Annotated in this window: 21 protein-coding genes; 10 read left to right on the top strand and 11 right to left on the bottom strand. The window is 71.1% G+C overall.

Going from position 1 to position 20,864, the window contains the following annotated elements:
* The first annotated feature begins 137 nt into the window (after positions 1 to 137).
* The 4 genes from ABZ911_RS27970 (at position 138) to ABZ911_RS27955 (ending at position 4,245) form a co-directional block, all read left to right on the top strand.
* On the top strand, positions 138 to 1,382 hold the full coding sequence (locus ABZ911_RS27970) for a glycosyltransferase family 4 protein (protein ID WP_358062057.1): 1,245 nt from the start codon (positions 138 to 140) through the stop codon (positions 1,380 to 1,382).
* Entirely contained in the window at positions 1,383 to 2,099 is a 717-nt protein-coding gene (locus tag ABZ911_RS27965) for a methyltransferase domain-containing protein (protein WP_358062054.1), read from the top strand.
* Positions 2,096 to 3,136: a prenyltransferase gene (locus ABZ911_RS27960; RefSeq protein WP_358062051.1), complete on the top strand. Its 1,041-nt coding sequence runs from the start codon at positions 2,096 to 2,098 to the stop codon at positions 3,134 to 3,136. The genes ABZ911_RS27965 and ABZ911_RS27960 overlap by 4 nt, the downstream gene beginning before the upstream one ends.
* Before the next feature lie 140 nt (positions 3,137 to 3,276).
* Entirely contained in the window at positions 3,277 to 4,245 is a 969-nt protein-coding gene (locus tag ABZ911_RS27955; protein WP_358062048.1) for a DUF1702 family protein, read from the top strand.
* On the opposite strand, the gene ABZ911_RS27950 is transcribed toward ABZ911_RS27955, so the two are convergent.
* On the bottom strand, positions 4,242 to 5,258 hold the full coding sequence (locus ABZ911_RS27950) for an alcohol dehydrogenase catalytic domain-containing protein (RefSeq protein WP_358062045.1): 1,017 nt from the start codon (positions 5,256 to 5,258) through the stop codon (positions 4,242 to 4,244). The genes ABZ911_RS27955 and ABZ911_RS27950 overlap by 4 nt on opposite strands.
* Positions 5,255 to 6,154 carry a dihydrodipicolinate synthase family protein gene (locus tag ABZ911_RS27945; RefSeq protein ID WP_358062042.1) on the bottom strand — a complete coding sequence of 300 codons (900 nt, stop codon included), beginning with the start codon at positions 6,152 to 6,154 and terminating at the stop codon, positions 5,255 to 5,257. Before ABZ911_RS27945 ends, ABZ911_RS27950 begins: the two co-directional genes overlap by 4 nt.
* Before the next feature lie 121 nt (positions 6,155 to 6,275).
* Here ABZ911_RS27945 and ABZ911_RS27940 point away from each other — a divergent pair, with 121 nt between their 5' ends.
* Positions 6,276 to 7,064 (top strand): IclR family transcriptional regulator, encoded by a 789-nt coding sequence (locus ABZ911_RS27940; RefSeq protein WP_358062039.1) that lies wholly within the window; start codon positions 6,276 to 6,278, stop codon positions 7,062 to 7,064.
* Positions 7,065 to 7,122: 58 nt separating this feature from the next.
* Entirely contained in the window at positions 7,123 to 7,965 is an 843-nt protein-coding gene (locus ABZ911_RS27935) for an amidohydrolase family protein (RefSeq protein ID WP_358062036.1), read from the top strand.
* Between the two features lie 39 nt (positions 7,966 to 8,004).
* Here the strand turns inward: ABZ911_RS27935 and ABZ911_RS27930 are convergent, their stop codons facing one another.
* From ABZ911_RS27930 to ABZ911_RS27920, 3 genes are all read right to left on the bottom strand, one after another.
* Positions 8,005 to 9,306: an MFS transporter gene (locus ABZ911_RS27930; RefSeq protein WP_358062033.1), complete on the bottom strand. Its 1,302-nt coding sequence runs from the start codon at positions 9,304 to 9,306 to the stop codon at positions 8,005 to 8,007.
* Complete coding sequence (locus ABZ911_RS27925; RefSeq protein ID WP_358062030.1) at positions 9,303 to 10,490, bottom strand: mandelate racemase/muconate lactonizing enzyme family protein; 1,188 nt, start codon at positions 10,488 to 10,490, stop codon at positions 9,303 to 9,305. The genes ABZ911_RS27930 and ABZ911_RS27925 overlap by 4 nt, the downstream gene beginning before the upstream one ends.
* A 146-nt stretch (positions 10,491 to 10,636) precedes the next feature.
* Positions 10,637 to 11,281: a class I SAM-dependent methyltransferase gene (locus ABZ911_RS27920; RefSeq protein ID WP_358062027.1), complete on the bottom strand. Its 645-nt coding sequence runs from the start codon at positions 11,279 to 11,281 to the stop codon at positions 10,637 to 10,639.
* Between the two features lie 79 nt (positions 11,282 to 11,360).
* On the opposite strand from ABZ911_RS27920, the gene ABZ911_RS27915 reads away from it, so the two are divergent.
* From ABZ911_RS27915 to uppS, 4 genes are read left to right on the top strand one after another with little or no spacing between them, the layout of a single operon-like run.
* On the top strand, positions 11,361 to 11,810 hold the full coding sequence (locus ABZ911_RS27915; RefSeq protein WP_358062024.1) for a pyridoxamine 5'-phosphate oxidase family protein: 450 nt from the start codon (positions 11,361 to 11,363) through the stop codon (positions 11,808 to 11,810).
* A gap of 17 nt (positions 11,811 to 11,827) precedes the next feature.
* Positions 11,828 to 12,019, top strand: coding sequence for a ferredoxin (locus ABZ911_RS27910; protein ID WP_358062021.1), 192 nt, complete (start codon positions 11,828 to 11,830; stop codon positions 12,017 to 12,019).
* A 6-nt stretch (positions 12,020 to 12,025) separates the two neighbouring features.
* Positions 12,026 to 13,111, top strand: coding sequence for a Zn-dependent alcohol dehydrogenase (locus ABZ911_RS27905; RefSeq protein WP_358062018.1), 1,086 nt, complete (start codon positions 12,026 to 12,028; stop codon positions 13,109 to 13,111).
* A 57-nt stretch (positions 13,112 to 13,168) separates the two neighbouring features.
* Positions 13,169 to 13,948 carry a polyprenyl diphosphate synthase gene (gene uppS / locus ABZ911_RS27900; protein WP_358062015.1) on the top strand — a complete coding sequence of 260 codons (780 nt, stop codon included), beginning with the start codon at positions 13,169 to 13,171 and terminating at the stop codon, positions 13,946 to 13,948.
* A gap of 13 nt (positions 13,949 to 13,961) precedes the next feature.
* On the opposite strand, the gene ABZ911_RS27895 is transcribed toward uppS, so the two are convergent.
* Genes ABZ911_RS27895 through ABZ911_RS27870 form a run of 6 tightly spaced genes read right to left on the bottom strand, consistent with a single transcriptional unit; the run spans position 13,962 to position 20,814 of the window.
* Positions 13,962 to 14,966, bottom strand: coding sequence for a sugar phosphate isomerase/epimerase family protein (locus ABZ911_RS27895; RefSeq protein ID WP_358062012.1), 1,005 nt, complete (start codon positions 14,964 to 14,966; stop codon positions 13,962 to 13,964).
* Complete coding sequence (locus tag ABZ911_RS27890; protein ID WP_358062009.1) at positions 14,963 to 16,126, bottom strand: Gfo/Idh/MocA family oxidoreductase; 1,164 nt, start codon at positions 16,124 to 16,126, stop codon at positions 14,963 to 14,965. The genes ABZ911_RS27895 and ABZ911_RS27890 overlap by 4 nt, the downstream gene beginning before the upstream one ends.
* An 11-nt stretch (positions 16,127 to 16,137) precedes the next feature.
* Entirely contained in the window at positions 16,138 to 17,196 is a 1,059-nt protein-coding gene (locus ABZ911_RS27885) for a substrate-binding domain-containing protein (protein WP_358062006.1), read from the bottom strand.
* A complete protein-coding gene (locus ABZ911_RS27880; protein ID WP_358062003.1) occupies positions 17,193 to 18,191 on the bottom strand; it encodes an ABC transporter permease in 999 nt (332 codons plus the stop codon). Before ABZ911_RS27880 ends, ABZ911_RS27885 begins: the two co-directional genes overlap by 4 nt.
* Positions 18,188 to 19,678, bottom strand: coding sequence for a sugar ABC transporter ATP-binding protein (locus ABZ911_RS27875; protein ID WP_358062000.1), 1,491 nt, complete (start codon positions 19,676 to 19,678; stop codon positions 18,188 to 18,190). Before ABZ911_RS27875 ends, ABZ911_RS27880 begins: the two co-directional genes overlap by 4 nt.
* Positions 19,678 to 20,814 carry an ROK family transcriptional regulator gene (locus ABZ911_RS27870; RefSeq protein WP_358061997.1) on the bottom strand — a complete coding sequence of 379 codons (1,137 nt, stop codon included), beginning with the start codon at positions 20,812 to 20,814 and terminating at the stop codon, positions 19,678 to 19,680. Before ABZ911_RS27870 ends, ABZ911_RS27875 begins: the two co-directional genes overlap by 1 nt.
* Positions 20,815 to 20,864 lie beyond the last annotated feature (50 nt).

Here is a 20,864-nt window from a genome sequence, read left to right as displayed (position 1 = left end):
TCGGTCAAGCTAACATCGCAGTTCGCGAGGCTTGAGAGAGACATGAGGAACAATTCCACATCAGTCGCAGGCTACCTACCCAATGGTAAGGTCGCAGACTAAGGTCATCTTTCACGGTACTACCGGCGGAGAAAGGGGTGTCCGTGAGCGATTCGCTGCGGATCGCGCTGCTGTCCTACCGCAGCAAGCCGACCTGTGGCGGCCAGGGCGTCTACCTCCGCCACCTGAGCCGTGAGCTGGTCGCGCTGGGGCACTACGTCGAGGTCTTCTCCGGCCAGCCGTACCCCGAGCTCGACGAGGGCGTCGTCCTCACCAAGGTGCCGAGCCTGGACCTCTATCGCGACGAGGACCCGTTCAGGACCCCCAAACGCCACGAGTACCGCGACTGGATCGACCTCCTGGAAGTCGGCACCATGTGGACCGCGGGCTTCCCCGAGCCGCTGACCTTCACCCTGCGCGCCCTGCGCGAGCTGAAGAAGCGCGTCGGCGACTTCGACGTCGTCCAGGACAACCAGACCCTCGGGTACGGCCTGCTCGGCATCCAGAAGCTCTTCCCCGTCGTCGGCACCATCCACCACCCGATCAGCGTGGACCGCCGCATCGAGCTCAAGGCCGCCACCGGCGGCAAGAAGCTGAGCATGCGCAGGTGGTACGGCTTCGTGAAGATGCAGGCCAAGGTCGCCCCCAGGCTGAGCCCGATCCTGACGGTCTCCGAGTCGTCGCTGGCCGACATCCACCGCGACTTCAACGTCCCGCAGGCGAACATGCGCCTGATCCCCCTCGGCGTCGACACCCGCTACTTCCACCCGCGCCCCGGCAAGCCGCGGCGCAAGGGGTCGATCGTCGCCGTGGCCAGCGCCGACTCCCCCATGAAGGGCGTCGCCACCCTGCTCCGCGCGGTCGCCAAGCTCGCCACCGAACGCGACGTGAACCTCACCGTCGTCAGCAAGCCCACCCCCGGCGGCCCGACCGAGAAACTGGTCCACGAGCTGTCCCTGCAGGACCGGGTGACGTTCGTGCACGGCATCTCCGACGACGAGCTGGGCGAGCTGATCGCCACCTCGGAGATCTCCGTCGTGCCCTCCCTCTACGAGGGCTTCTCGCTGCCCGCCGTCGAGCACATGGCCTGCGGCACGCCGCTGGTGGCCAGCCGTACCGGGGCGCTGCCCGAGGTGGTCGGCGACGCCGCCGTCCAGGTGGCGCCCGGCGACCCCGAGGAGCTGGCCGCCGTCCTGCGCCGCCTGCACGACTCGCCCGAGGAGCGCGAGCGGGTCGGCAAGGCGGGCTACGACCGGGTCATGGAGCGCTACACCTGGCACGTCGTCGCCAAGCGGACGGTCGACGCCTACAGAGAAGCCATAGAAGCCAGAGGAGACCGGTAAGTGCTGACCGTCGACTTCGCCCGGCTGCCCGTCGGGCCCGGCGTACGCGTGCTCGACCTCGGCTGTGGCGGCGGCCGTCACGCGTTCGAGGTGCTGCGCAGGGGCGCCGAGGTGGTCGCGTTCGACATGGACCAGGCCGAGCTCGACAACGTCGACGCGATGTTCGTCGCGATGGACAAGGCGGGCGAGGTGCCCCCCGGCGCGACCGGCGAGACCGTGCAAGGCACCGCGCTGGAGATGCCGTTCGAGGACGGCGGCTTCGACCGGGTGATCGCCGCCGAGGTGCTGGAGCACATCCCCGACGACATGGCCGCGATGGCGGAGATCTTCCGGGTGCTCAGGCCGGGCGGCAGCGCGGCGATCACCGTGCCGAGCTTCCTGCCCGAGCGCATCTGCTGGGCGCTGGACGAGGACTACCACACCGCCCCCGGCGGGCACGTGCGGATCTACACGCTGGCCGAGCTGAGCGCCAAGCTGAAGTCGACCGGCTTCGAGATCGGCCCGCACCACCACGCGCACGGGCTGCACGCGCCGTACTGGTGGATCAAGTGCGCGGTCGGCGTCAACAACGACGACCACCCGATCGCCAAGGCGTACCACGAGCTGCTCGTCTGGGACATCATGAAGCGTCCCGCCGCGACCAGGATCGCCGAGTCCCTGCTCAACCCCCTGATCGGGAAGAGCGTGGTCCTCTACGTGCGGAAGCCCGCGGCGTGATCAGCGAGGCACAGGTCCTCCAGACCGCCGCGAGCATCGCGGCGATCCAGGAGGAGGACGGCGGCGTGCCCTGGCCCGAGGGCCATGTGGACGCGTGGAACCACGTCGAGTGCCTGATGGCGATGTCGGTCGCGGGCCTGACCGCCCAGTCCAGACACGGGTACGGCTGGCTGGCCGGGCACCAGCGCGCCGACGGCTCCTGGCCCGCCAAGCTGGTCGGCGGCACCGCCACCGAGGCGAACGGCGAGTCCAACCACGCCGCCTACATCGCCGTCGGCGTCTGGCACGAGCTGCTGGTCACCGGCGACGAGGCGTTCGCGGCGAGCATGTGGCCGGTGGTGAAGAAGGCGCTCGACTACGTGGTCGGCCTGCAGACCGCGCGCGGCGAGATCGTCTGGGAGCGCGACGCGTCCGGCCGCGCCGCCGACTACGCGCTGCTCACCGGCTGCTCCTCCATCCACCAGGGCCTGCGCTCCGGCGTACGGCTGGCCGACCGCCTCGCCGACCCGCAGCCGCACTGGGAGCTGGCCGCCGACCGCCTGGCGCATGTGCTGGCCGCCCACCCGGAGGCGTTCGCCGACAAGAGCCGCTACTCCATGGACTGGTACTACCCGGTGCTCGGCGGCGCCGTGCGCGGGGCCCAGGCGTTCGAGCTGCTGGCCAGGGAGTGGTCCCGGTTCGTGGTGCCGGGGCTGGGTATCCGCTGCGTGTCCGACCAGCCGTGGGTGACCGGCGCGGAGACCTGCGAGCTGGTGCTGGCGCTGGACGCACTGGGCGACCGCGAGCGCGCCACCCGGCTGTTCGCCGACGTCCAGCACCTGCGCCACGACGACGGCTCCTACTGGACGGGCTGGCAGTTCGCCAACGACCGGCACTTCCCGCACGAGCGCTCCGGCTACACCGCCGCCGCCGTGGTCCTGGCGGCCGACGCCCTGTGCGGCTACACCGAGGGCGCCGCGCTGTTCAGGGACGCGGGCGCGCCCTCGGTGCCGGCCATCGAGCCGCATCTGTGCGGCTGCACTCCGGCCCGCGCCTGACCGCAACCCCTTTTACCTGTTCTTTGCCGTGAATTCCGGAGCGCCGCCGCTGGGCGTCGCCCGAGCCTTACTAGCTTCGGGAATGGCCGTACAAGGCGTCTTCCGGGGGAACAGTGGGCGACACGGACACGACCGCACTCTTGGACAACACTTTCCTGGGTTACGAGGATCCGCGCCCGTCCGGAGCGACCGGCCTGTGCCGGCTGCTCACCCGGCACCCGCGCGAGGCTGACCTGGCCAGACGGCGTTTCCGGCCGGGGCCCGCGCGTACCAGCCTGGAGCAGGCCGAGAAGGCCCACCTCTTCGGCTTCAACGCGATCCTGGCCGACGAGCTCGACCTGATCGAGGACCTTCCCCGCGAGCTGCGGGGTTCCGGCTACGAGGGCGCCGCGGCGGCCTGCGCGACACTGGACCTGCTCACCCTGAGCGGCGACCGGCGGCTGCACGCGCTGCTGATCGGCCCGGCCGCCGACCATCCGCAGGCCGTCTACCTGGGCGCGGGACGCGCCTGCGCCCGGTTGCGGGTGCCGCCGATGTGGGGGCTGCGCGGGCCGCATCCGCTGCGCCGCTGGTTCGCGGTCGACGGGTACGGCTTCCAGCGGGCGCTGTCGCAGGCCGACCGGCTGGTGGGTGAGAGGTGCGCGCCCGCCCTGCACACCAGGTCACAGCAGGCGATCTTCGATCTGGGGCTCGGGCGGCTGCTCTGGTTCCACGACTGCGCCTTCGCCGAGGACGTGGCGGCGCGGGTGGCGGGCTTCCCCGTAGGCCGGCGGCCCGACCTGTGGAGCGGTGTCGCCTACGCCGCGACGTACGTGGGCGGGGCCGACGACGAGGAGCTGGAACGGCTGGCCGCGCACGCCACCTCGGGCGGCTTCCGGGCGAACCTGGCGCAGGGGGCGGCGTTCGCGGCGGCGACGATGCTCCAGGCGGGGCACGTGCCGGACCGGGCGGTGCAGGCCGTGCGCACCCTGGCCGGAGCCGACCCGGACGAGGCGGCCTCGTGGACGGCCAGGGCCCTGGCCACACTCGACCTGGACCCGCACGACCACCAGGAGTTCCTGGCGTGGCTGGCCCACACCCGGCGGGTGTGGGCCAGGCGGGACCGCTAGCAGCGGACGAGCACCTTGCCCGCGATGCCGAGGTCCTGGGCGAGCTGGGCGAAGGCGGCGGGCGCCTCCTCCAGCGCGACCTGCTTCTCGATGAGCCGGTCCAGCTCGGCGGGCGCCTCGGCGACCCACTCGGCGGCGGCCCTGAACTCGGCGGCCGGGTAGGAGAACGTGCCGATCAGGCTGCGCTCGGCGGTGCTGATCGCGAACGCGCCCAGCTCGACGATGGGCGCGCCCATGCCGACGAGCACCACCCTGGCGCCCAGCGAGGTGGCGGCCAGCGCGTCGGCGATCGTCGCGGAGACGCCCACCGCGTCGAAGGCCACCGTGGCGGGCCCGCCGAGGCGCTCGCGCACCTGGTCGGGCAGCGCTCCGGCGGCCGGGTCGACGACCTCGGCGCCGAGGCTCTCGCAGAGCCGCCTGCGGCCCGCGTTCGGCTCGCTGACCAGGATGCGCTCGGCGCCCATCCGGCGGGCGGCCAGCACGACGGCCTGGCCGATGGGGCCGCCGCCGATCACCAGGACGGTGTCGGCCGCGGTGACCGCTCCCCTGGTGGCCGCGTGGTAGCCGACCGCCAGCGGCTCGATCAGCGCGCCGTACGCCTCGGGCATCGACTCGGGCAGCGGCACGAGGTTGGCGGCGGGCACGGCGACGTACTCGGCGAAGGCGGCGGAGATGGCGGGGTCGACGCCGATCACCCGCTTGGTGGCGCAGAGCTGTTCGGTCCCGGCGGCGCAGGCCGGGCAGACGCCGCAGGAGATCACCGGGTTGACCGTCGCGAGCAGCCCTTCGGGCAGGTCGACGCCGTCGCCCACGGCGGCGACCCGGCCGACGGTCTCGTGGCCCATCACCTGACCCGGCACCCGGCGCCCGTTCGCGCCGGTGTAGCCGTGCAGGTCGGAGCCGCAGATGCCGGTGGACAGGGTGCGCAGCAGCACCTGGCCGGGACCGGCCACCGGGGTCTCGCGCTCGGCCACCACCAGGTCGCCGAAGTCCTTCAGCACCAGCGCCCTCACGCGAACACCACGTCCTTCAGCCGGTCGAACAGCCCGTCGATCTGCCTGCGGGACTCGGCGTCCAGGCTGAAGGCCCGGGGGCCGCGGACGCGGGCGTCGGTCAGCACGCCCTGCCGTACCAGGAGGTGCTTCTCGAAGGCCACGTAGGAGTCGAGGCTGGTGACGGGGGCGAGCAGCGGGGTCAGGGCCTCGTTCACGGCTTGGGCCCTGGCCTGGTCGCCCGATTCGAGGGCCTGCCAGAGGGCGCTGATCGCCCACACCAGGTCGGGGCCCGGCATCGTGCCGACGACGCCGCGGGCGAAGCTGTCGGCGAGCGCCATGCCGCCGCTGCCCTCGAAGGCCCGCGCCCGGCCGCCGGTGGCGTCGCGCAGCTCGCTCAGCCGGGGGCCGACCGGCACCGCCTCGGGCTTGAACAGCACCCGGTCGGGCCCGTGCTCGTCCAGCAGGTTGGCCTGCAGGTCGAGGGAGATCGGGCGGCCGACGTAGCCGCTGGCGTCCTGGACGATCAGCGGCAGCTCGGTCTCGTCGAGGATCGCCCGGAAGTAGGACTCGATCTCGTCGTCGCCGGGCGCCGTGGAGAGCGGCGGCACCGCCATGACGGCGTCGGCGCCCGCGCGGGTGGCGGACCTGGTCAGCCGGAGCGCCACGTGGGTGCTCTCGGCGCCCACGCTGACCACCACCGGACCGCGCCCGTTCACCTGCTCGCAGACCACGGCCGCGAGCTGCTCGCGCTCGTCGGTGGCCAGCCGCAGGATCTCCGACACCATGGCGATGACGACGCCGTCCGCCCCCTGCGCCAGCACCCAGTCGACCTCGGCGCCGAGCGCCTTCTCGTCGATCGACCAGTCCGCGGCGAACGGTGTGGCCAGGACGGGGAGCACCCCGCGGAGCGTCATCCGATCCCCCTCTTGTTCGGTACTACAGAACGATATTCTCTAGTACCGAATCTATGGGGACATTCCCGCCGTTGTCAACGCCGGGTTTGACAGGTTTTCCCCGTCACGAGACCCTTGTTCGGTGGTAGCGAACGAGATTGATGCGCGATACCAGGTGCGCAGCGTCAGCCGCGCGATCGAGATCCTGGAGAGCCTGGAGCAGCCGGGCGACGGGCTCACCGTGACCGAGGTGGCGCGCCGGGTGAGCGCCTCCAAGAGCGCCGCCTTCTCCACCCTGCAGACCCTGGAGATGCACGGTTTCGTCTCCTCCCAGGGCGAGGGCACCTCCCGGCGCTACCGGCTCGGCCTGGCGCTGGCCAGGCTCGGCGAGCACGCGGTCGCGCAGGTCTCGCTGCGCGAGGTGGCCGGCCCGGTGCTGCGGGAGCTGTCCGAGGAGACCGGCATGTCCTCCCGGGTCGCGGTGCCCGAAGAGGGCTTCGCGGTGATCGTGGGACGCGTCGACGCCCCCGGCACGGTCCGCTTCGACCTGCACATGGGCCACCGCGAGCCGCCGCACTGCACGGGCCTCGGCAAGGCGATGGCGTCCGCGATGCCCGAGGACCGGCTACGGGAGATCGTCGAGCGGGTCGGCCTGCCGCAGCGCACCTCGCGGACCATCACCGACCTGCCCACGCTCCTGGCCGACCTGGCCGAGGTCCGCCGCCGCGGCTACGCCGTCGACGACGAGGAGGACGCCGAGGGGATCTTCTGCGTCGGCGCGCCCGTCCACGACCACCGCGGCCAGTGCGCGGGCGCGGTCAGCGTGACCGGCCTCAAGCTCGACCTGCCCGCCTGGCGCATCCACCAGATCGGCGAGAGCGTGCGCACCCACGCGGAGCGCATCACCGGCCTGCTCGGGGGCCGCCAGTAGGCGATGTCATATGCTCCTTGGCGAACAACGTTCTGCTATACCGAACAAGGAGTCTGACGTGATCGTCGACGTGCACAGCCACGCGTTCGGCTGCCCCGACCACTTCGCCGGCGACTTCCTCGCGCAGGCGGGCCGGTCCCGCACCGGCGAGGTGGACCTGACCGTGCGCTGGGAGGAGTACGCCGCGAGTTCGCCCGCCGACTCCAAGGCGATCGTCTTCGGCGGCAAGGCCAGGCTGTCGGGACTCTGGGTGGACGACGAGCACGTGGCCGCCTACGCCGCCGCCCACCCCGACCGGCTGATCGGCTTCATGTCCCTCGACCCCACCCAGGACGGCTGGCGGCAGGAGCTGCGGCTCGGGCACCGGGACCTGGGCCTGCGCGGCATCAAGCTGATGCCGATGTACGCCGGGTTCGACCCGGGCCACGAGGACTTCGACCCGCTGTGGGCCTACGCCTCCGAGCACGGGCTGCCCGTTCTGCTGCACACCGGCACCACGTTCGTCTCCCAGGCGCCGATCGAGTACGCCAGGCCGATGCTGGCCGACAAGGTGGCGCGGCGCTTCCCGGAGCTGCGCATGATCCTCGCCCACCTGGGCCACCCGTACGAGGGCGAGTGCCTGGCCGTCATCCGCAAGCACCCGCACGTCTACGCCGACGTCAGCGCGCTGCACTACCGGCCCTTCCAGCTCTGGCGGGCGCTGATGCTGGCGCAGGAGTACGGCGTGTGGGACAAGCTGCTGTTCGGCAGCGACTACCCGTTCACCACGGTGAACGACTCGGTGAAGGGCCTGCGCGCGGTGGCCGCGGTGGAGAGCCCCAAGGGGCTGCCCGGCCTGGACGCCGAGCAGGTCGAGCGGCTCATCGACCGCGACGCGCTCCCCCTGCTCGGCCTGAGCTGACCGCATGCGGAAGGGCCGCCGAGGCGGCCCTTCCTCCGGTCAGGACGTCGTCCAGTCCTTCCTGCGCGACAGCGTGAAGGCGACCGTCGCGCCACCGAGGGTGAGCGCGCTCACCACCAGCAGCCCCCACACGGCCGTGCCCGTCGTCTCACTGATCCACCCGATCGCGTACGGCCCGGCGAACCCGGCCAGGTTGCCCACCGAGTTGATGAAGGCCAGCCCGGCCGCCGCCGCCGTACCGGTGAGGAAGGTCGGCGGCAGGCTCCAGAACAGCGGGGTGGTGGAGAACAGCGCGGCCATGCCGATGCTGATCGCGATCAGCGCGAGGACCGGCGTGTCGCGCACCAGCACAGCGGTGAGCAGCGCCAGCGCGGTGACGGTGAGCGTGATGCCCGCCTGACGCGGGATGTTGCCCCGCTTCCTGGCGAAGCGTTCCCAGGGCAGCATGACCATCGCGGCGAACAGGTTGGGGATCATGACCAGCAGGCCGACGACGCCCGTGGAGTAGTCGCCCATGCTCTTGACGATCGTCGGCAGCCACAGCCCGAGGCCGTAGGCGCCGAACACCACGCCGAAGAAGAGGAAGATCAGGCTCCACAGCTTGCCGTTCCTGAACACCTCGCCCAGGCTCAGGCGGCCGTGGCGGCGCTCGGTGGCGGCCTCCTCCTCGGCGAGCGTGCCGGTGATCCAGTCCCGCTCGTCGTCGTCGAGCCACTTGGCGTCCTGCGGGCGGTCGGGCAGCCAGCGGTAGGTGACCACGGCGAGCAGCAGCGCGGGGATGCCCTCCAGGATGAAGACGAGCTGCCAGCCCTCCAGGCCCCACATGCCGTGCAGTTCCAGGATCCAGCCGGAGATCGGCGCGCTGATCGCGTTGGCCAGCGGGTTGGAGACGGCGAAGATGGCCAGGACCGTCGTCCGGTACTGCTGCGGGAACCAGAACGTGATGTACAGCAGCACGCCGGGGAAGAACCCGGCCTCGGCGACGCCGAGGATGAACCGGGCGACGGTGAACTGGGTCGCGTCCGCGACGAAGGCGGTGAGGATCGCGACGATCCCCCAGCTCACCATGATCCGGGCGATCCACTTGCGCGCCCCGAAGCGCTGCAGCAGCAGGTTGCTGGGCACCTCGAAGATCAGGTACCCGATGAAGAAGATCCCCGCGGCCAGCCCGAACGCCGACTCGGTGATGTTCAGCGCCTGGGTCATCTCCAGCTTGGCGAAGCCCGCGTTGTTCCGGTCGATGTAGGCGATCAGGTACAGCAGGCCGAGGAAGGGGCCGAGCCGCCACATCGCCTTGCGCATCGCCCGCTGGCCGACCGTGGGGGCGTAGGTCGTGGTCACGAGCGTTCCCGCCTCTCCCAGCCGGGGGCGAACATGTTCCAGAAGCCCTGCGTGGGCGGGTGCTCGGCGAAGACCTCGTCGACGAGCTCGACGCCGATCCCGGGCCGGGTGGGCAGCTCCAGGCGGCCGTCGACGACCGGCAGGCATCCCTGGAGGGCGTCGAAGACGTACGGCTCCAGCAGGCTGTCGAACGTCTCCAGGATCTTGAAGTTGGGGATCGAGGCCGCCGCGTGCGCCGAGGCCGTGGTGCAGAACGGCGAGTTGGAGTTGTGCGGCGCCACCACCATGGAGTGCACGTCGGCGATCGCCGCGATCTTGCGTATCTCCGTGTACCCGCCGGCCATGCTGAGGTCGGGCTGCACGATGTTGACCGCGTTGGTCTCGAACAGCCGCTTGTACTCGTAGCGGTTGTGGAAGTGCTCACCGCCGGAGATCGGGATCGTGGTCCTGGCGCGCAGCTCGGCGTACCTGTCGATGTGCGTCCAGGGTAGGGGCTCCTCGAACCAGCCGATGTCGAAGCGCTCCAGCTCGGCGGCCAGCTTGACGGCCTCGTGCATGACGAACCGCGCGTGGCCCTCGATGAACAGCTCGACCTCGGGGCCGACGGCGTCGCGGACGGCTTCGACGATCGCGATCGACAGTCCGCGCTCGGCGCGGTCCAGCTCGCCGGCGCCCGCGCCGAACGGGTCGAACTTCAGCGCCCGGTATCCTCTGCCGACGGTCTGCGCGGCCAGCCTGGCGAACGAGTCGGGCTCGCGCGGGCCGGTGTACCAGCCGTTGGCGTACACCGGGATCTCGTCCCGGCACGCGCCGCCGATCAGCCGGTAGACGGGCACGCCGAGGAACTTGCCCTGGATGTCGTGCAGCGCCTGGTCCACACCGCTGAGCACGATGCCGCCGATGTCGCCGCCGCGCAGGAAGTCGCCCTGGTACATGCGCACCCAGAGCTCCTCGGTGTCGAACGGGTCGGCGCCGATCAGGTGGCGGCGGCCCATCGCCTCGGCGAGCGCGCACGTCTCGGCGCCACGGTACGGATGGGTGATCTCGCCGACGCCGGTCAGGCCCTCGTCGGTGGTGATCCGCACGTAGCCGAAGTCGCGCCAGGCGGTGCCGAGACTGAGCGTCTCGACCTTGCTGATCCGGCCTGCGCCCGTGGCCGGGCGGGTCCGGTTGATGGTGAGCATGTGTGGGCCACCCCTTGTTGTTCGGTCCTCCCGAACGCTGTTCTGTATTGATGGTATGCTGCTCGAACAGCGCTTTCATCGTCAAGAGGCGGGCACGCAAAAAAAACCGGCCGGGACGCCTCCCCGGCCGGTAGACCTCAGGACGTTCAGATCCCGGGCGCGACCCGCTCCAGCACCCGCAGCGAGCCCGTCACGGCGACCTCCTCGAAGGCGCCCGAGGCGAGCGCGCGCAGGTATACGCCATAGGGAGCCTGGCCGCCGTCGGCCGGGTCGGGATAGATGTCGTGGAAGACCAGCGCGCCGCCGACGACGACATGCGGAGCCCAGCCCTCATAGTCGCGGGTCACCGGCTCCTCGGAGTGCCCGCCGTCGATGAACAGCAGGCCGAGCGGCGTGTTCCAGAGCGCGGCCACCCGCTCGGAGCGGCCGACGATCGCGACGACCTCCTCCTCCAGCCCGGCGGAGGCGATGGCGGTGCGGAAGGCGGGCAGCGAGTCCATCTTGCCGAAACGCGGGTCCACCAGCGTCGGGTCGTGGTGCGCCCAGCCGGGCTGGATCTCCTCCGAGCCGCGGTGGTGGTCGACGGTGACCACGACGGAGCCCGTCCGCCTGGCCGCCGCGCCCAGGTAGATCGCGGACTTGCCGCAGTAGGTGCCGATCTCGCAGATGGGGCCGCGCGGGCCGTAGGAGCAGGCGGCCTCGAACAGGGCCAGGCCCTCCTCGCGCGGCATGAACCCCTTGGCGTGCTCGGCCGCGCGGAGGAGGTCGGACGGCATGCTCGGATGGCTCATAGGCATGCACCCTAATCCAACCGAACAACATTCCGTCGACCTCTTGCCCGGCCATTTGGGAACCTGTTCTACTGACAGCGTGAATCAGCGAGCCCGGATCGCGATGTCCGCCGACGAGGTCACCGCCTTCCTCGGGGAGGCGCGCAAGCTGCAGCTCGCCACCATCAACCCCGACGGCACCCCGCACCTGGTGACCATGTTCTACGGCCTCGACGACGGGCGGATCACCTTCTGGACCTACGACAAGTCACAGAAGCGGCGGAACCTGGACCGCGACCCCCGGGTGAGCTGCCTGATCGAGTCCGGGGAGAACTACGAGGACCTGCGCGGCGTCCTGCTGTACGGCGTGGCCCGGCCCATCGACGACCGCGAACACGTGCTCGAAGTGGGCATGGAGATCGCCCGTAGGATGACGCCAGGGGTGCCGGACGAGGCGATGCGCGAATATGTCGCCCACACCGGGCGCAAGAGAGTCGCCTACCTCGTCGAGCGCACCAAGGTGGTCTCCTGGGACCACCGCAAGCTCTGACGGTCCGGGAGGCGGCCATGAAGATCAAAGTAGATGACCTGGTGTGCGAGGCCAACGCGGTCTGCATGGGGCTCGTGCCCGAGGTCTTCGACGTCGACGACGACGACCAGTTGCACATCCTGCTGCCTGAGCCGCCGCCGAACCTGCGGGACCGCGTACGGCACGCCGTGCGCTCCTGTCCGAAAGCCGCCCTCACCCTGGAGGAGTAACCCCACATGCGCGCCGCTCTCCTGCACGCCGTAGGCGATGACAAGCTCGACATCCGCGACGACTTCACGCTGACCCCCGTCGGTCCGGCGGACGTCCGGGTCAAGATCAGGGCGACCGGCGTGTGCCACTCCGACCTGTCGGTGCTCAACGGCGTCCTGCCGATGCCGCTGCCGGTCATCCCCGGGCACGAGGCGGCGGGCGAGGTCGTCGAGGTGGGCGACCACGTCACCACGGTCCAGCCGGGCGACCACGTCATCATCAACTGGACGCCCACCTGCGGCACCTGCCCCAACTGCGTGGCCGGCCAGCCGTACCTGTGCATGACGTATGTGATGCAGAGCTTCTCGCTGGCCCGCTTCCGCTACGGCGCCGACACCCCCGCCTTCGGCATGGCCGGCTGCGGCACCTGGGCCGAGGAGATCGTCGTCCCGTGGCAGGGCGCGATCAAGGTGGACGCCGACGTGCCGTTCGAGGTGGCGGCGCTGATCGGCTGCGGCATCACCACCGGCGTCGGCGCGGTGCTGAACACCGCCAAGGTCCGCCCCGGCTCGACCGTCGCGGTGGTCGGCGCGGGCGGCATCGGCCTGTCCGTCATCCAGGGCGCGCGCCTGTCCGGCGCCACCACGATCCTGGCGATCGACCCGCTGGAGTCCAAGCACGAGCTGGCCAAGAAGGTCGGCGCGACCCACGCGATCACCCCCGACCAGCTCAGGGACGCGATCGGCTCGATCACCGGTGGCGTCGGCTTCGACTACGGCTTCGAGGCCGTCGGCAAGTCCGCCGCCATCATGACGGCCTGGCAGGCGACCCGCCGCGGCGGCGACTGCGTCGTGGTCGGCGCGGGCGCGATGGACGACGTGGTCCCGCTCACCGCCTTCAGCCTCCTGTTCGAGGGCAAGAACCTCCTCTCCAGCCTGTACGGCGAAGCCGACGTCCGCCACGACTTCCCGTTCCTCGCCGGTCTGTGGAAGGCGGGCAAGCTCGACCTCGAATCGATGATCAGCTCCCGCATCCGCCTCGCCGACCTGAACGACGCCGTCCAAGCCCTCAAGAGCGGCGAGGTGCTCCGCCAGATCGTGCTGATGGACTGAGGCCAAGTGTTCTGAATACCCAGGTTTCTCCCCTGGGAAGTCCGCGATGATGGACCAATGAGTCTGCGTGCCCTCCTCAAAGACGCTCTTTACGCCATGTACGAACGGCGGCTGCGCGGACAGGTCGCCCGCGGCCCAGTGCCGCGCCATGTCGCGCTGATCATGGACGGCAACCGGCGCTGGGCGCGCGAGCAGGGATACGAGAACCCAAGCGTCGGACACCAGTACGGCGTCGAGCACATCCACGACGCGCTCGGCTGGTGCGAGGAGACCGGCATCGGCGAGGTCACCATCTTCGTCGCCTCCACCGACAACGTCCGCAAGCGCGGCTCGGCCCAGGTGGCGTACTACATGGAGCTGATCGAGCACGTGATCGCGGCGCGCATCGCCCTGCCGGGCAACCGCTGGCGCATGCACGTCGCGGGCCGGCTCGACGACCTGCCCGACTCCACCCGGCACGCGCTCAAGCTGACCGAGGAGGTCACCCGGGACCGCGACACCGGCCACCACCTGACCGTCGCCATCGGCTACGACGGCCGGGTGGAGATCGTCGACGCCGTCCGCTCCCTGCTCGACCAGCGCGTACGCCAGGGCGCCACGATCGAGGAACTGGCCACCACGATCACCGACGACGACATCGCCGCCCACCTGTACACCGCCGGACGCCCCGACCCCGAACTGGTCATCCGCACCAGCGGCGAACAGCGCATGTCGGGCTTCCTGCTCTGGCAGGCGGCCGAATCCGAACTACACTTCTGCGACGTCTACTGGCCCGGCTTCCGCAAGGTCGACTTCCTCCGCGCCCTACGCGCCTACGCACGCGGACGCCGCCCCTGAAGACCGGCCGGACTCAGTCGGTGGAGAAGGCCGCGTCGAAGGCGGCCGCGGGTGGGGTGATGGCGTTGAGTCCGCGGATGTAGGCCAGGGCCTCGGGGGCGCCGGCCAGGCGGTCCATGCCCGCGTCCTCCCACTCGATCGAGATCGGCCCGTCGTAACCGATCGAGTTCAGCGCCCGGAAGCAGTCCTCCCACGGCACGTCGCCCCGGCCGGTGGAGACGAAGTCCCAGCCGCGCCGCAGGTCCGCCCACGGCAGGTGGGAGGAGAGCCGTCCCCTCCGGCCGTCGCCCACCCGGACCCTGGTGTCCTTGCAGTCGACGTGGTAGATCCGGTCGGCGAAGTCGAGGATGAAGCCGACCGGGTCGAGGTCCTGCCACACCATGTGCGAGGGGTCCCAGTTCAGGCCGAACGCCTCGCGCCCGCCGATGGCCTCCAGGGTCAGCTTGGTGGTCACGTAGTCGTAGGCGATCTCCGAGGGGTGCACCTCGTGCGCGAACCTGACGCCGACCTCGTCGAAGACGTCCAGGATGGGGTTCCAGCGGTCGGCGAAGTCCTGGTACCCGGCGTCGATCATCGAGGCGGGGACGGGCGGGAACATCGCCACCGTGTGCCAGATGGACGAGCCGGTGAAGCCGACGACGGTGTCCACGCCGAGCAGGGCGGCGGCGCGGGCGGTGTTCTTCATCTCCTCGGCCGCGGCGCGCCGTACCGACTCCGGGTCTCCCGTGCCCCACAGGCGGGCCGGGAGGATCGCCTGGTGGCGGGCGTCGATCGGGTGGTCGCAGACCGCCTGGCCGACGAGGTGGTTGGAGATGGCCCACACCTTCAGCCCGTGCTTGTCGAGCACCGCCCGCTTGGCGGCGACGTAGGCGGGGTCGGCGACGGCCGCGGTGACATCGAAGTGGTCGCCCCAGCAGGCGATCTCCAGGCCGTCGTACCCCCACTCGGCGGCCAGCCGGCACACCTCGTCGAAGGGCAGGTCGGCCCACTGCCCGGTGAACAGCGTGACCGGTCTCATGGCGTCTCCTCCACGTGCGTGTAGCGGCTGCCGTCAGCCGCGCTCTGTTCCACCGCGGCCAGCACCCGCTGGACCCGCAGCCCGTCGGCGAACGAGGGCGACGGGTCGGTGCCCCGCCCGATCGCCTCCAGGAAGTCCTTCACCTCGTGGGTGAAGGTGTGCTCGTAGCCGAGCCCGTGCCCCGGCGGCCACCAGGCTCCCGCGTACGGATGCGACGCCTCGGTGACCAGGATCCGCCGGAACCCGCCGTCGTCACCGCCCTGCTCGTGCACCCACAGTTCGTTCATCGCCTCGAAGTCGAAGGCGAGGCTGCCCAGCGACCCGTTGACCTCGACGCGCAGCGCGTTCTTGCGCCCGGTGGCGAACCTGGTCGCCTCGAACGAGGCCAGCGCCCCACCGGACAGCCGCCCGATGAACACCGCCGCGTCGTCCACGGTGACCGGCCCCCTGGCCTCGGTACGGCTGCCGCCCAGCCCTTCCGACTCCCCGGCGAGCGGCCGTTCCTTGACGAACGTCTCGGTGAGCGCGGACACGCCGACGATCCGCTGCCCGGTGATGAACTGCGCGGTGTCGATGATGTGCGCGCCGATGTCGCCCAGCGCTCCGGACCCGGCCCGGTCCCGCTGCAGCCGCCACACCAGCGGGAACTCCGGGTCAACGATCCAGTCCTGTAGGTAGACCGCCCGGACGTGCCGGATTTCGCCCAGCCGCCCGTCGGCGACGAGCCGCCGGGCCAGCGCGACCGCGGGCACCCTGCGGTAGTTGAAGGCGACCATGCTCCTGCCGGGCGCGCCGGCCGCCGCCTCGGCCATCGCCTCGGCCTCGGCCACGGTGTTGGCCAGCGGCTTCTCGCAGATGACGTGCTTGCCGGCGGCCAGCGCGGCGATCGCGATCTCGGCGTGCGAGTCGCCGGGCGTGCAGATGTCCACGATCTGCACGTCGTCCCGCTTGACCAGCTCCCTCCAGTCGGTCACCACCGAGGCCCAGCCGAGGCGGGCCGCCGCCGCGGCCGCGCGCTCCTTCGACCGGCCGGCGAGCACCGCCATCACGGGTGTCACCGGCAGGTCGAAGAAGGCCCCCACGCTGCGCCAGGCCTGGGAGTGGACGCGTCCCATGAACGCGTGGCCGACCATGCCCACGCCGACGGTTCTGTCAGACATTCAGACCCCGATCATGATTCAAAGCCGAGCGGCAGGTACTTCTCGACGTTCTCCTTGCTGATGGTCTCCGACGCCAGGGTGATCGACTGCGGGACCTGGGTCTCCACGAGGTCACTCATGCCCTTTCCTTGGGCGATCAGCCGGGCCAGCTTGATGGCGGAGGAGGCCATGGTCGGGCTGTAGGTGACGGTGGCCTCCAGCACCGAGGAGCCGCTCTGGATCTCCTTCATCGCGTTCAGCGACCCGGCGCCGCCGACCATGAAGAACTCCTTGCGGCCCGACTCCTTGATCGCGGCGAGCACGCCCACGCCCTGGTCGTCGTCGTGGTTCCACAGCGCGTCGATCTTCTTGTGCGCCTGCAGGAGGCTGGTGGCCACCTGGTTGCCGGTCTCGACGGTGAACTTGGCGTCCTGCTTGGCGGTGACGGAGAAGCCGTAGGACTTCAGCGCGTCGGCGAAGCCCTTGCTGCGGTCCTGGGTCAGCGGCAGCGTCGCGATGCCCTGGATCTCCACGATCACCGGGCTGGCGACGCCCTTGTCCTTGAGCTTCTTGCCGATGTAGTGCCCGGCGGCCACGCCCATGCCGTAGTTGTCCCCGCCGATCCAGGTCCGGTAGGCGAGCTTGTCCGGGAAGACCCGGTCCAGGTTGATCACCGGGATCCCGGCGGCGGTAGCCTGCAGCGCGATCTGGTTGAGCTGCTGGCCGTCGTTGGGCAGGATGACCAGCGCGGCGACCTTGGCCGCGATCAGCGTCTCGACGGCGGCGATCTGCGCGTTGATGTCGTTGGTCGGCTCGACGGGCTTGAACTCCACGTCGGAGTAGAGCTTGGCGGTGGCCTCGGCGTTCTTGGCGATCGCCGCGATCCACCCGTGGTCGGCGGCGGGCGCGGAGAAGCCGATGACGACCTTGGCGCCCGGCTGGTCGTTCCCGCCGGTGGCGGGCGCGGGCGCGGGAGCCGCGGTGGCGGGCGAGTCCTGCGGCGCGTTACTGGTGCAGGCGGAGGCTAACGCCCCGGCCCCGAGTACGGCACCGCCGACGAGGAATCCCCTGCGGGCGACGTTCTTGGTCATGTGGTTCTCTCCTTGAGGTTCCGCCGCTGGAGAAGGACGGCGACGACGATGATCAGGCCCTTGGCGATGAGCTGGTCGCTGGTGTTCAGGCCGTTGAGGATGAACAGGTTGGTGATGAGGGTGAAGATCAGCAGGCCGAGGATGGAGCCGATGATCGTGCCCCGGCCGCCGGTGAGAAGGGTGCCGCCGATGATGACGGCGGCGATGGCGTCGAGTTCGTACAGGTCGCCGTGGGTGGAGGAGCCCGTGGTGGTGCGGGCCATGATGAGGATGGCGGCGATGCCGCAGCACAGTCCGGACAGCGCGTACAGCAGCGTGGTGTGCCTGCGCACGTCGATTCCGGCGAGCCTGGCCGCCTCGGGGTTGCCGCCGACCGCGTAGGTGCGGCGGCCGAAGGTGGTGCGGTTGAGCAGGATCCAGCCGAGCACGACGACCAGGGCGAAGATGTAGACGAGCACCGGGATGCCGAGCCACCGCGTCGTCGACAGGTTCACGATCGCCTCGTTGCCCGTCTGGATGAGCTGGGTCTTGCGGTCCGACATGCGCTGGGCCAGGCCGCGCGCAGCCACGAGCATGGCGAGGGTGGCGATGAAGGGCACCATCCGCCCGTAGGAGACGAGCAGGCCGTTCACCAGCCCGGCCCCGGTGCCGACCAGGATCGCGCAGAGCGCCATCACGAACGGCCCGTACGCCTGGGTGGCCAGGGTGGTGGCCCAGACCGAGGCGAGCGCCATGATCGCGCCCACCGACAGGTCGATGCCGCCGCCGATGATCACGAAGGTCATGCCGACGGTGATGACGCCGATGGTGGCCGCCAGGGACAGGATGCTGACCAGGTTGGAGGCCGTGGCGAAGTTCTCCGGCTTGGTGGCCACACCGATCCCGGCCAGCAGGACCAGCGCCACGACCAGGCCCAGGTGGCGGCCCTGGCCCGCGCGGGCCAGCAGCCCGGGGGCGAGCGCCGGGCGCACCTGTTTCACGCGTGAGTCGTTCATCCGGCCGCGCTTCCTTCCATGATCATGTCGAGGACGGCGTGCTCGTCCAGGTCCCGGGCGTCGCCCTGATGGATGACGGTCCCCTCGCGGATCACCAGGACCCGGTCGGCCAGGCCGAGCACCTCGGGCACCTCGCTGGAGACGAGCAGCACCCCGATGCCCTCGTCGGCCAGCTTCCTGATCACCGCGTACAGTTCGGCGCGGGCGCCGACGTCCACGCCCCTGGTCGGCTCGTCGAGCAGCAGGAGTTTGCGGCCGTTCAGCAGCCAGCGGGCCAGTACGGCCTTCTGCTGGTTGCCGCCGGACAGGGTCTTGATCGGGCGTTCGGGGTCGGCGGGCCTGATGTCGAGGAGCTGGACCAGGCGCCTGGCCTCCTCGCGTTCCCTGGCCCGGTCCAGCCAGCCCAGGCGGGCGAAGCGGGGCAGGCTGCCGAGGCTGATGTTTGCGGTGACGCTCTGGTCGAGCAGCAGCGCCTGGGCCTTGCGCTCCTCGGGGGCGAGACCCATGCCGCGCCGTACGGCCGTGCTGGTGCCGCCGCGGGTGAGCGGGGTGCCGTCGAGCAGGACGCGGCCCGTGGCCCGGCGGGCGCCGTAGACCGCTTCCAGGATCTCCGAGCGGCCCGAGCCGACCAGGCCCGCCAGGCCGACGATCTCGCCGGCTCGGACCGAGAAGGACACGTTCGCGAACACGCCGGGGAGGGTCAGGCTCTCCACCTGGAGGACCTGCGCGCCGGGTTCGCGGGTGGCGCGTGGCGGGAAGACGTACTCGACGTCGCGGCCCGTCATGAGGGAGACGACGCGCGAGGTGGGGGTGTCGCGGGCGGGCAGGCCGACCGCCACCGTGCGGCCGTCCTTGAGCACGGTGACCCGGTCGCCGATCTCGCGGATCTCCTCAAGCCGGTGCGAGATGTAGACGACGGCCACGCCCTGCGCGGTCAGTTCCCTGATGATCCGGAACAGGTTGCCGACCTCGTCGTGGGCGAGCGCGGCCGACGGCTCGTCCATGATGATCAGCTTGGCGTCGTGGGACAGCGCCCGCGCCATGCTGACCACCTGCTTGGCCGCCGGGGACAGCCGCGCGACCTCGGTGGACGGCCTGATCTCCGGGTGGCCCAGCCTGGCCAGCACCTGCCCGGCGGCGCGGTGGGCGGCGGCGCGCCGGGTGAAGCCGAACCTGGCGGGCTCGTGGCCGAGGAAGATGTTCTCCGCGACGCTGAGCCCGTCGACCAGGTCCAGTTCCTGGTAGATGGTGGCGAAGCCGAGCCGGATGGCGTCGACGGGGCTGGACGGGCGCACCTGGACGCCGCCGAAGGTGACGGTGCCCTCGTCGGGCTGGTGGACTCCGGCGAGCACCTTGATGAGGGTGGACTTTCCGGCGCCGTTCTGGCCGAGCAGGCAGTGCACCTCTCCCGCGCGCACGTCCAGGTCGACGCCGTCGAGGGCGCGGACGCCGGGGAACTGCTTGACGATGCCCTTCATGACCAGCATCAGGCGGCCCTCCAGACGTGGTCGGTGATGAGCCGGGCGGCGCCGATGACGCCCGCCGTACCGCCGAGTTCGGACAGCACGATCGGCAGGTTGCCGGTGGCCAGCGGGAGCGAGCGGCGGTAGACGGTGCTCCTGATCTCGGCGAGCAGCACGTGGCCGAGTCCGGCGACGCCGCCCGCGACGATCACCATGCCGGGGTCGAAGAAGCTGACCAGGCCCGCCAGCACCTGCCCGACCCGGCGCCCGCCCTCCCGGACGAGCCGCGCCGCCTCGGGGTCCCCCTGCGCCGCCGCGTCCGCCACGTCCTCGGCGGTGAGCGGCCCCTCCTTCCTCGCCAGGTACGGCGAGGCCGCCGCGATCGCCCGCGCCTGCCGGGCCAGCGCGGCCCCGCCGAAGGACGCCTCCAGGCAGCCGGTGTTGCCGCACGCGCACGCGGGCCCCTGCTCCTCCACCTGGATGTGCCCGATGTCGCCGGCGCTGCCCGACACGCCCCGGTAGATGCGGCCGTCCACCACGATCCCGCAGCCGATCCCGGTACCGAGCTTGATGAGCAGGAAGTCCCCGACCCGCTTGGCGACCCCGGCGTGCAGCTCGCCCAGGGCCATGATGTTGACGTCGTTGTCCAGCACGACCGGGCAGCGCAGTTCCTGGCCGACCGCCTCGCGCACCGGGTAGCGGTCCCAGCCGGGCATGATCGGCGGGACGACCGGGGTGCCGTCGCGGAAGCTCACCGGGCCCGGCACGCCGATGCCGACGCCGTGCAGCCGGTCGGCGCCGAGCTTGCCGAACAGTTCGACGGCCCGGCCGAGCACGTGCGCGGGGCCCGCCGCGACGTCGCACGGTTCGCTGAGATGGCCGAGGATCTCCAGTTCGCCGTTGGTGACGGCGACGTCGAGGGAGGTGGCGCCGATGTCGACGCCGCCGAAGCGGAGGCCGCGGGCCAGCCGTACCCTCCCGGAGCGGCGGCCGCCGCGGGAGGCGGCCGGGCCCGCGTCCTCGGCGAGGCGCGCGCCCATCAGGCGGTCGAGTTCCACGGACAGGCGGGGGCGGGAGAAGCCCAGATCGGCCGCGAGTTCGACGCGGGAGCGGGGGCCGTCGCGGAGCAGGCGCAGCAGGCTGGCCTGGGGGGCGGTCATCTGCTTCACATGTCCTCCGGTATGGAGTGATGTGAGCAGAAGCTAATCCG

Source organism: Nonomuraea sp. NPDC046570 (assembly GCF_040645915.1).
Taxonomy (GTDB): Bacteria; Actinomycetota; Actinomycetes; order Streptosporangiales; family Streptosporangiaceae; genus Nonomuraea.
This window is presented reverse-complemented; position numbering and strand designations above follow the sequence as displayed.

Bases quoted from the DNA above. Each gene is read 5' to 3' on its own strand.
- ABZ911_RS27945 (WP_358062042.1), bottom strand. From the start codon at position 6,154: ATGACGCTCCGCGGGGTGCTCCCCGTCCTGGCCACACCGTTCGCCGCG.
- ABZ911_RS27925 (WP_358062030.1), bottom strand. From the start codon at position 10,490: ATGCTCACCATCAACCGGACCCGCCCGGCCACGGGCGCAGGCCGGATC.
- ABZ911_RS27920 (WP_358062027.1), bottom strand. From the start codon at position 11,281: ATGAGCCATCCGAGCATGCCGTCCGACCTCCTCCGCGCGGCCGAGCAC.
- ABZ911_RS27910 (WP_358062021.1), top strand. From the start codon at position 11,828: ATGAAGATCAAAGTAGATGACCTGGTGTGCGAGGCCAACGCGGTCTGC.
- ABZ911_RS27905 (WP_358062018.1), top strand. From the start codon at position 12,026: ATGCGCGCCGCTCTCCTGCACGCCGTAGGCGATGACAAGCTCGACATC.
- uppS (WP_358062015.1), top strand. From the start codon at position 13,169: ATGAGTCTGCGTGCCCTCCTCAAAGACGCTCTTTACGCCATGTACGAA.
- ABZ911_RS27895 (WP_358062012.1), bottom strand. From the start codon at position 14,966: ATGAGACCGGTCACGCTGTTCACCGGGCAGTGGGCCGACCTGCCCTTC.
- ABZ911_RS27890 (WP_358062009.1), bottom strand. From the start codon at position 16,126: ATGTCTGACAGAACCGTCGGCGTGGGCATGGTCGGCCACGCGTTCATG.
- ABZ911_RS27885 (WP_358062006.1), bottom strand. From the start codon at position 17,196: ATGACCAAGAACGTCGCCCGCAGGGGATTCCTCGTCGGCGGTGCCGTA.
- ABZ911_RS27880 (WP_358062003.1), bottom strand. From the start codon at position 18,191: ATGAACGACTCACGCGTGAAACAGGTGCGCCCGGCGCTCGCCCCCGGG.
- ABZ911_RS27875 (WP_358062000.1), bottom strand. From the start codon at position 19,678: ATGCTGGTCATGAAGGGCATCGTCAAGCAGTTCCCCGGCGTCCGCGCC.
- ABZ911_RS27870 (WP_358061997.1), bottom strand. From the start codon at position 20,814: ATGACCGCCCCCCAGGCCAGCCTGCTGCGCCTGCTCCGCGACGGCCCC.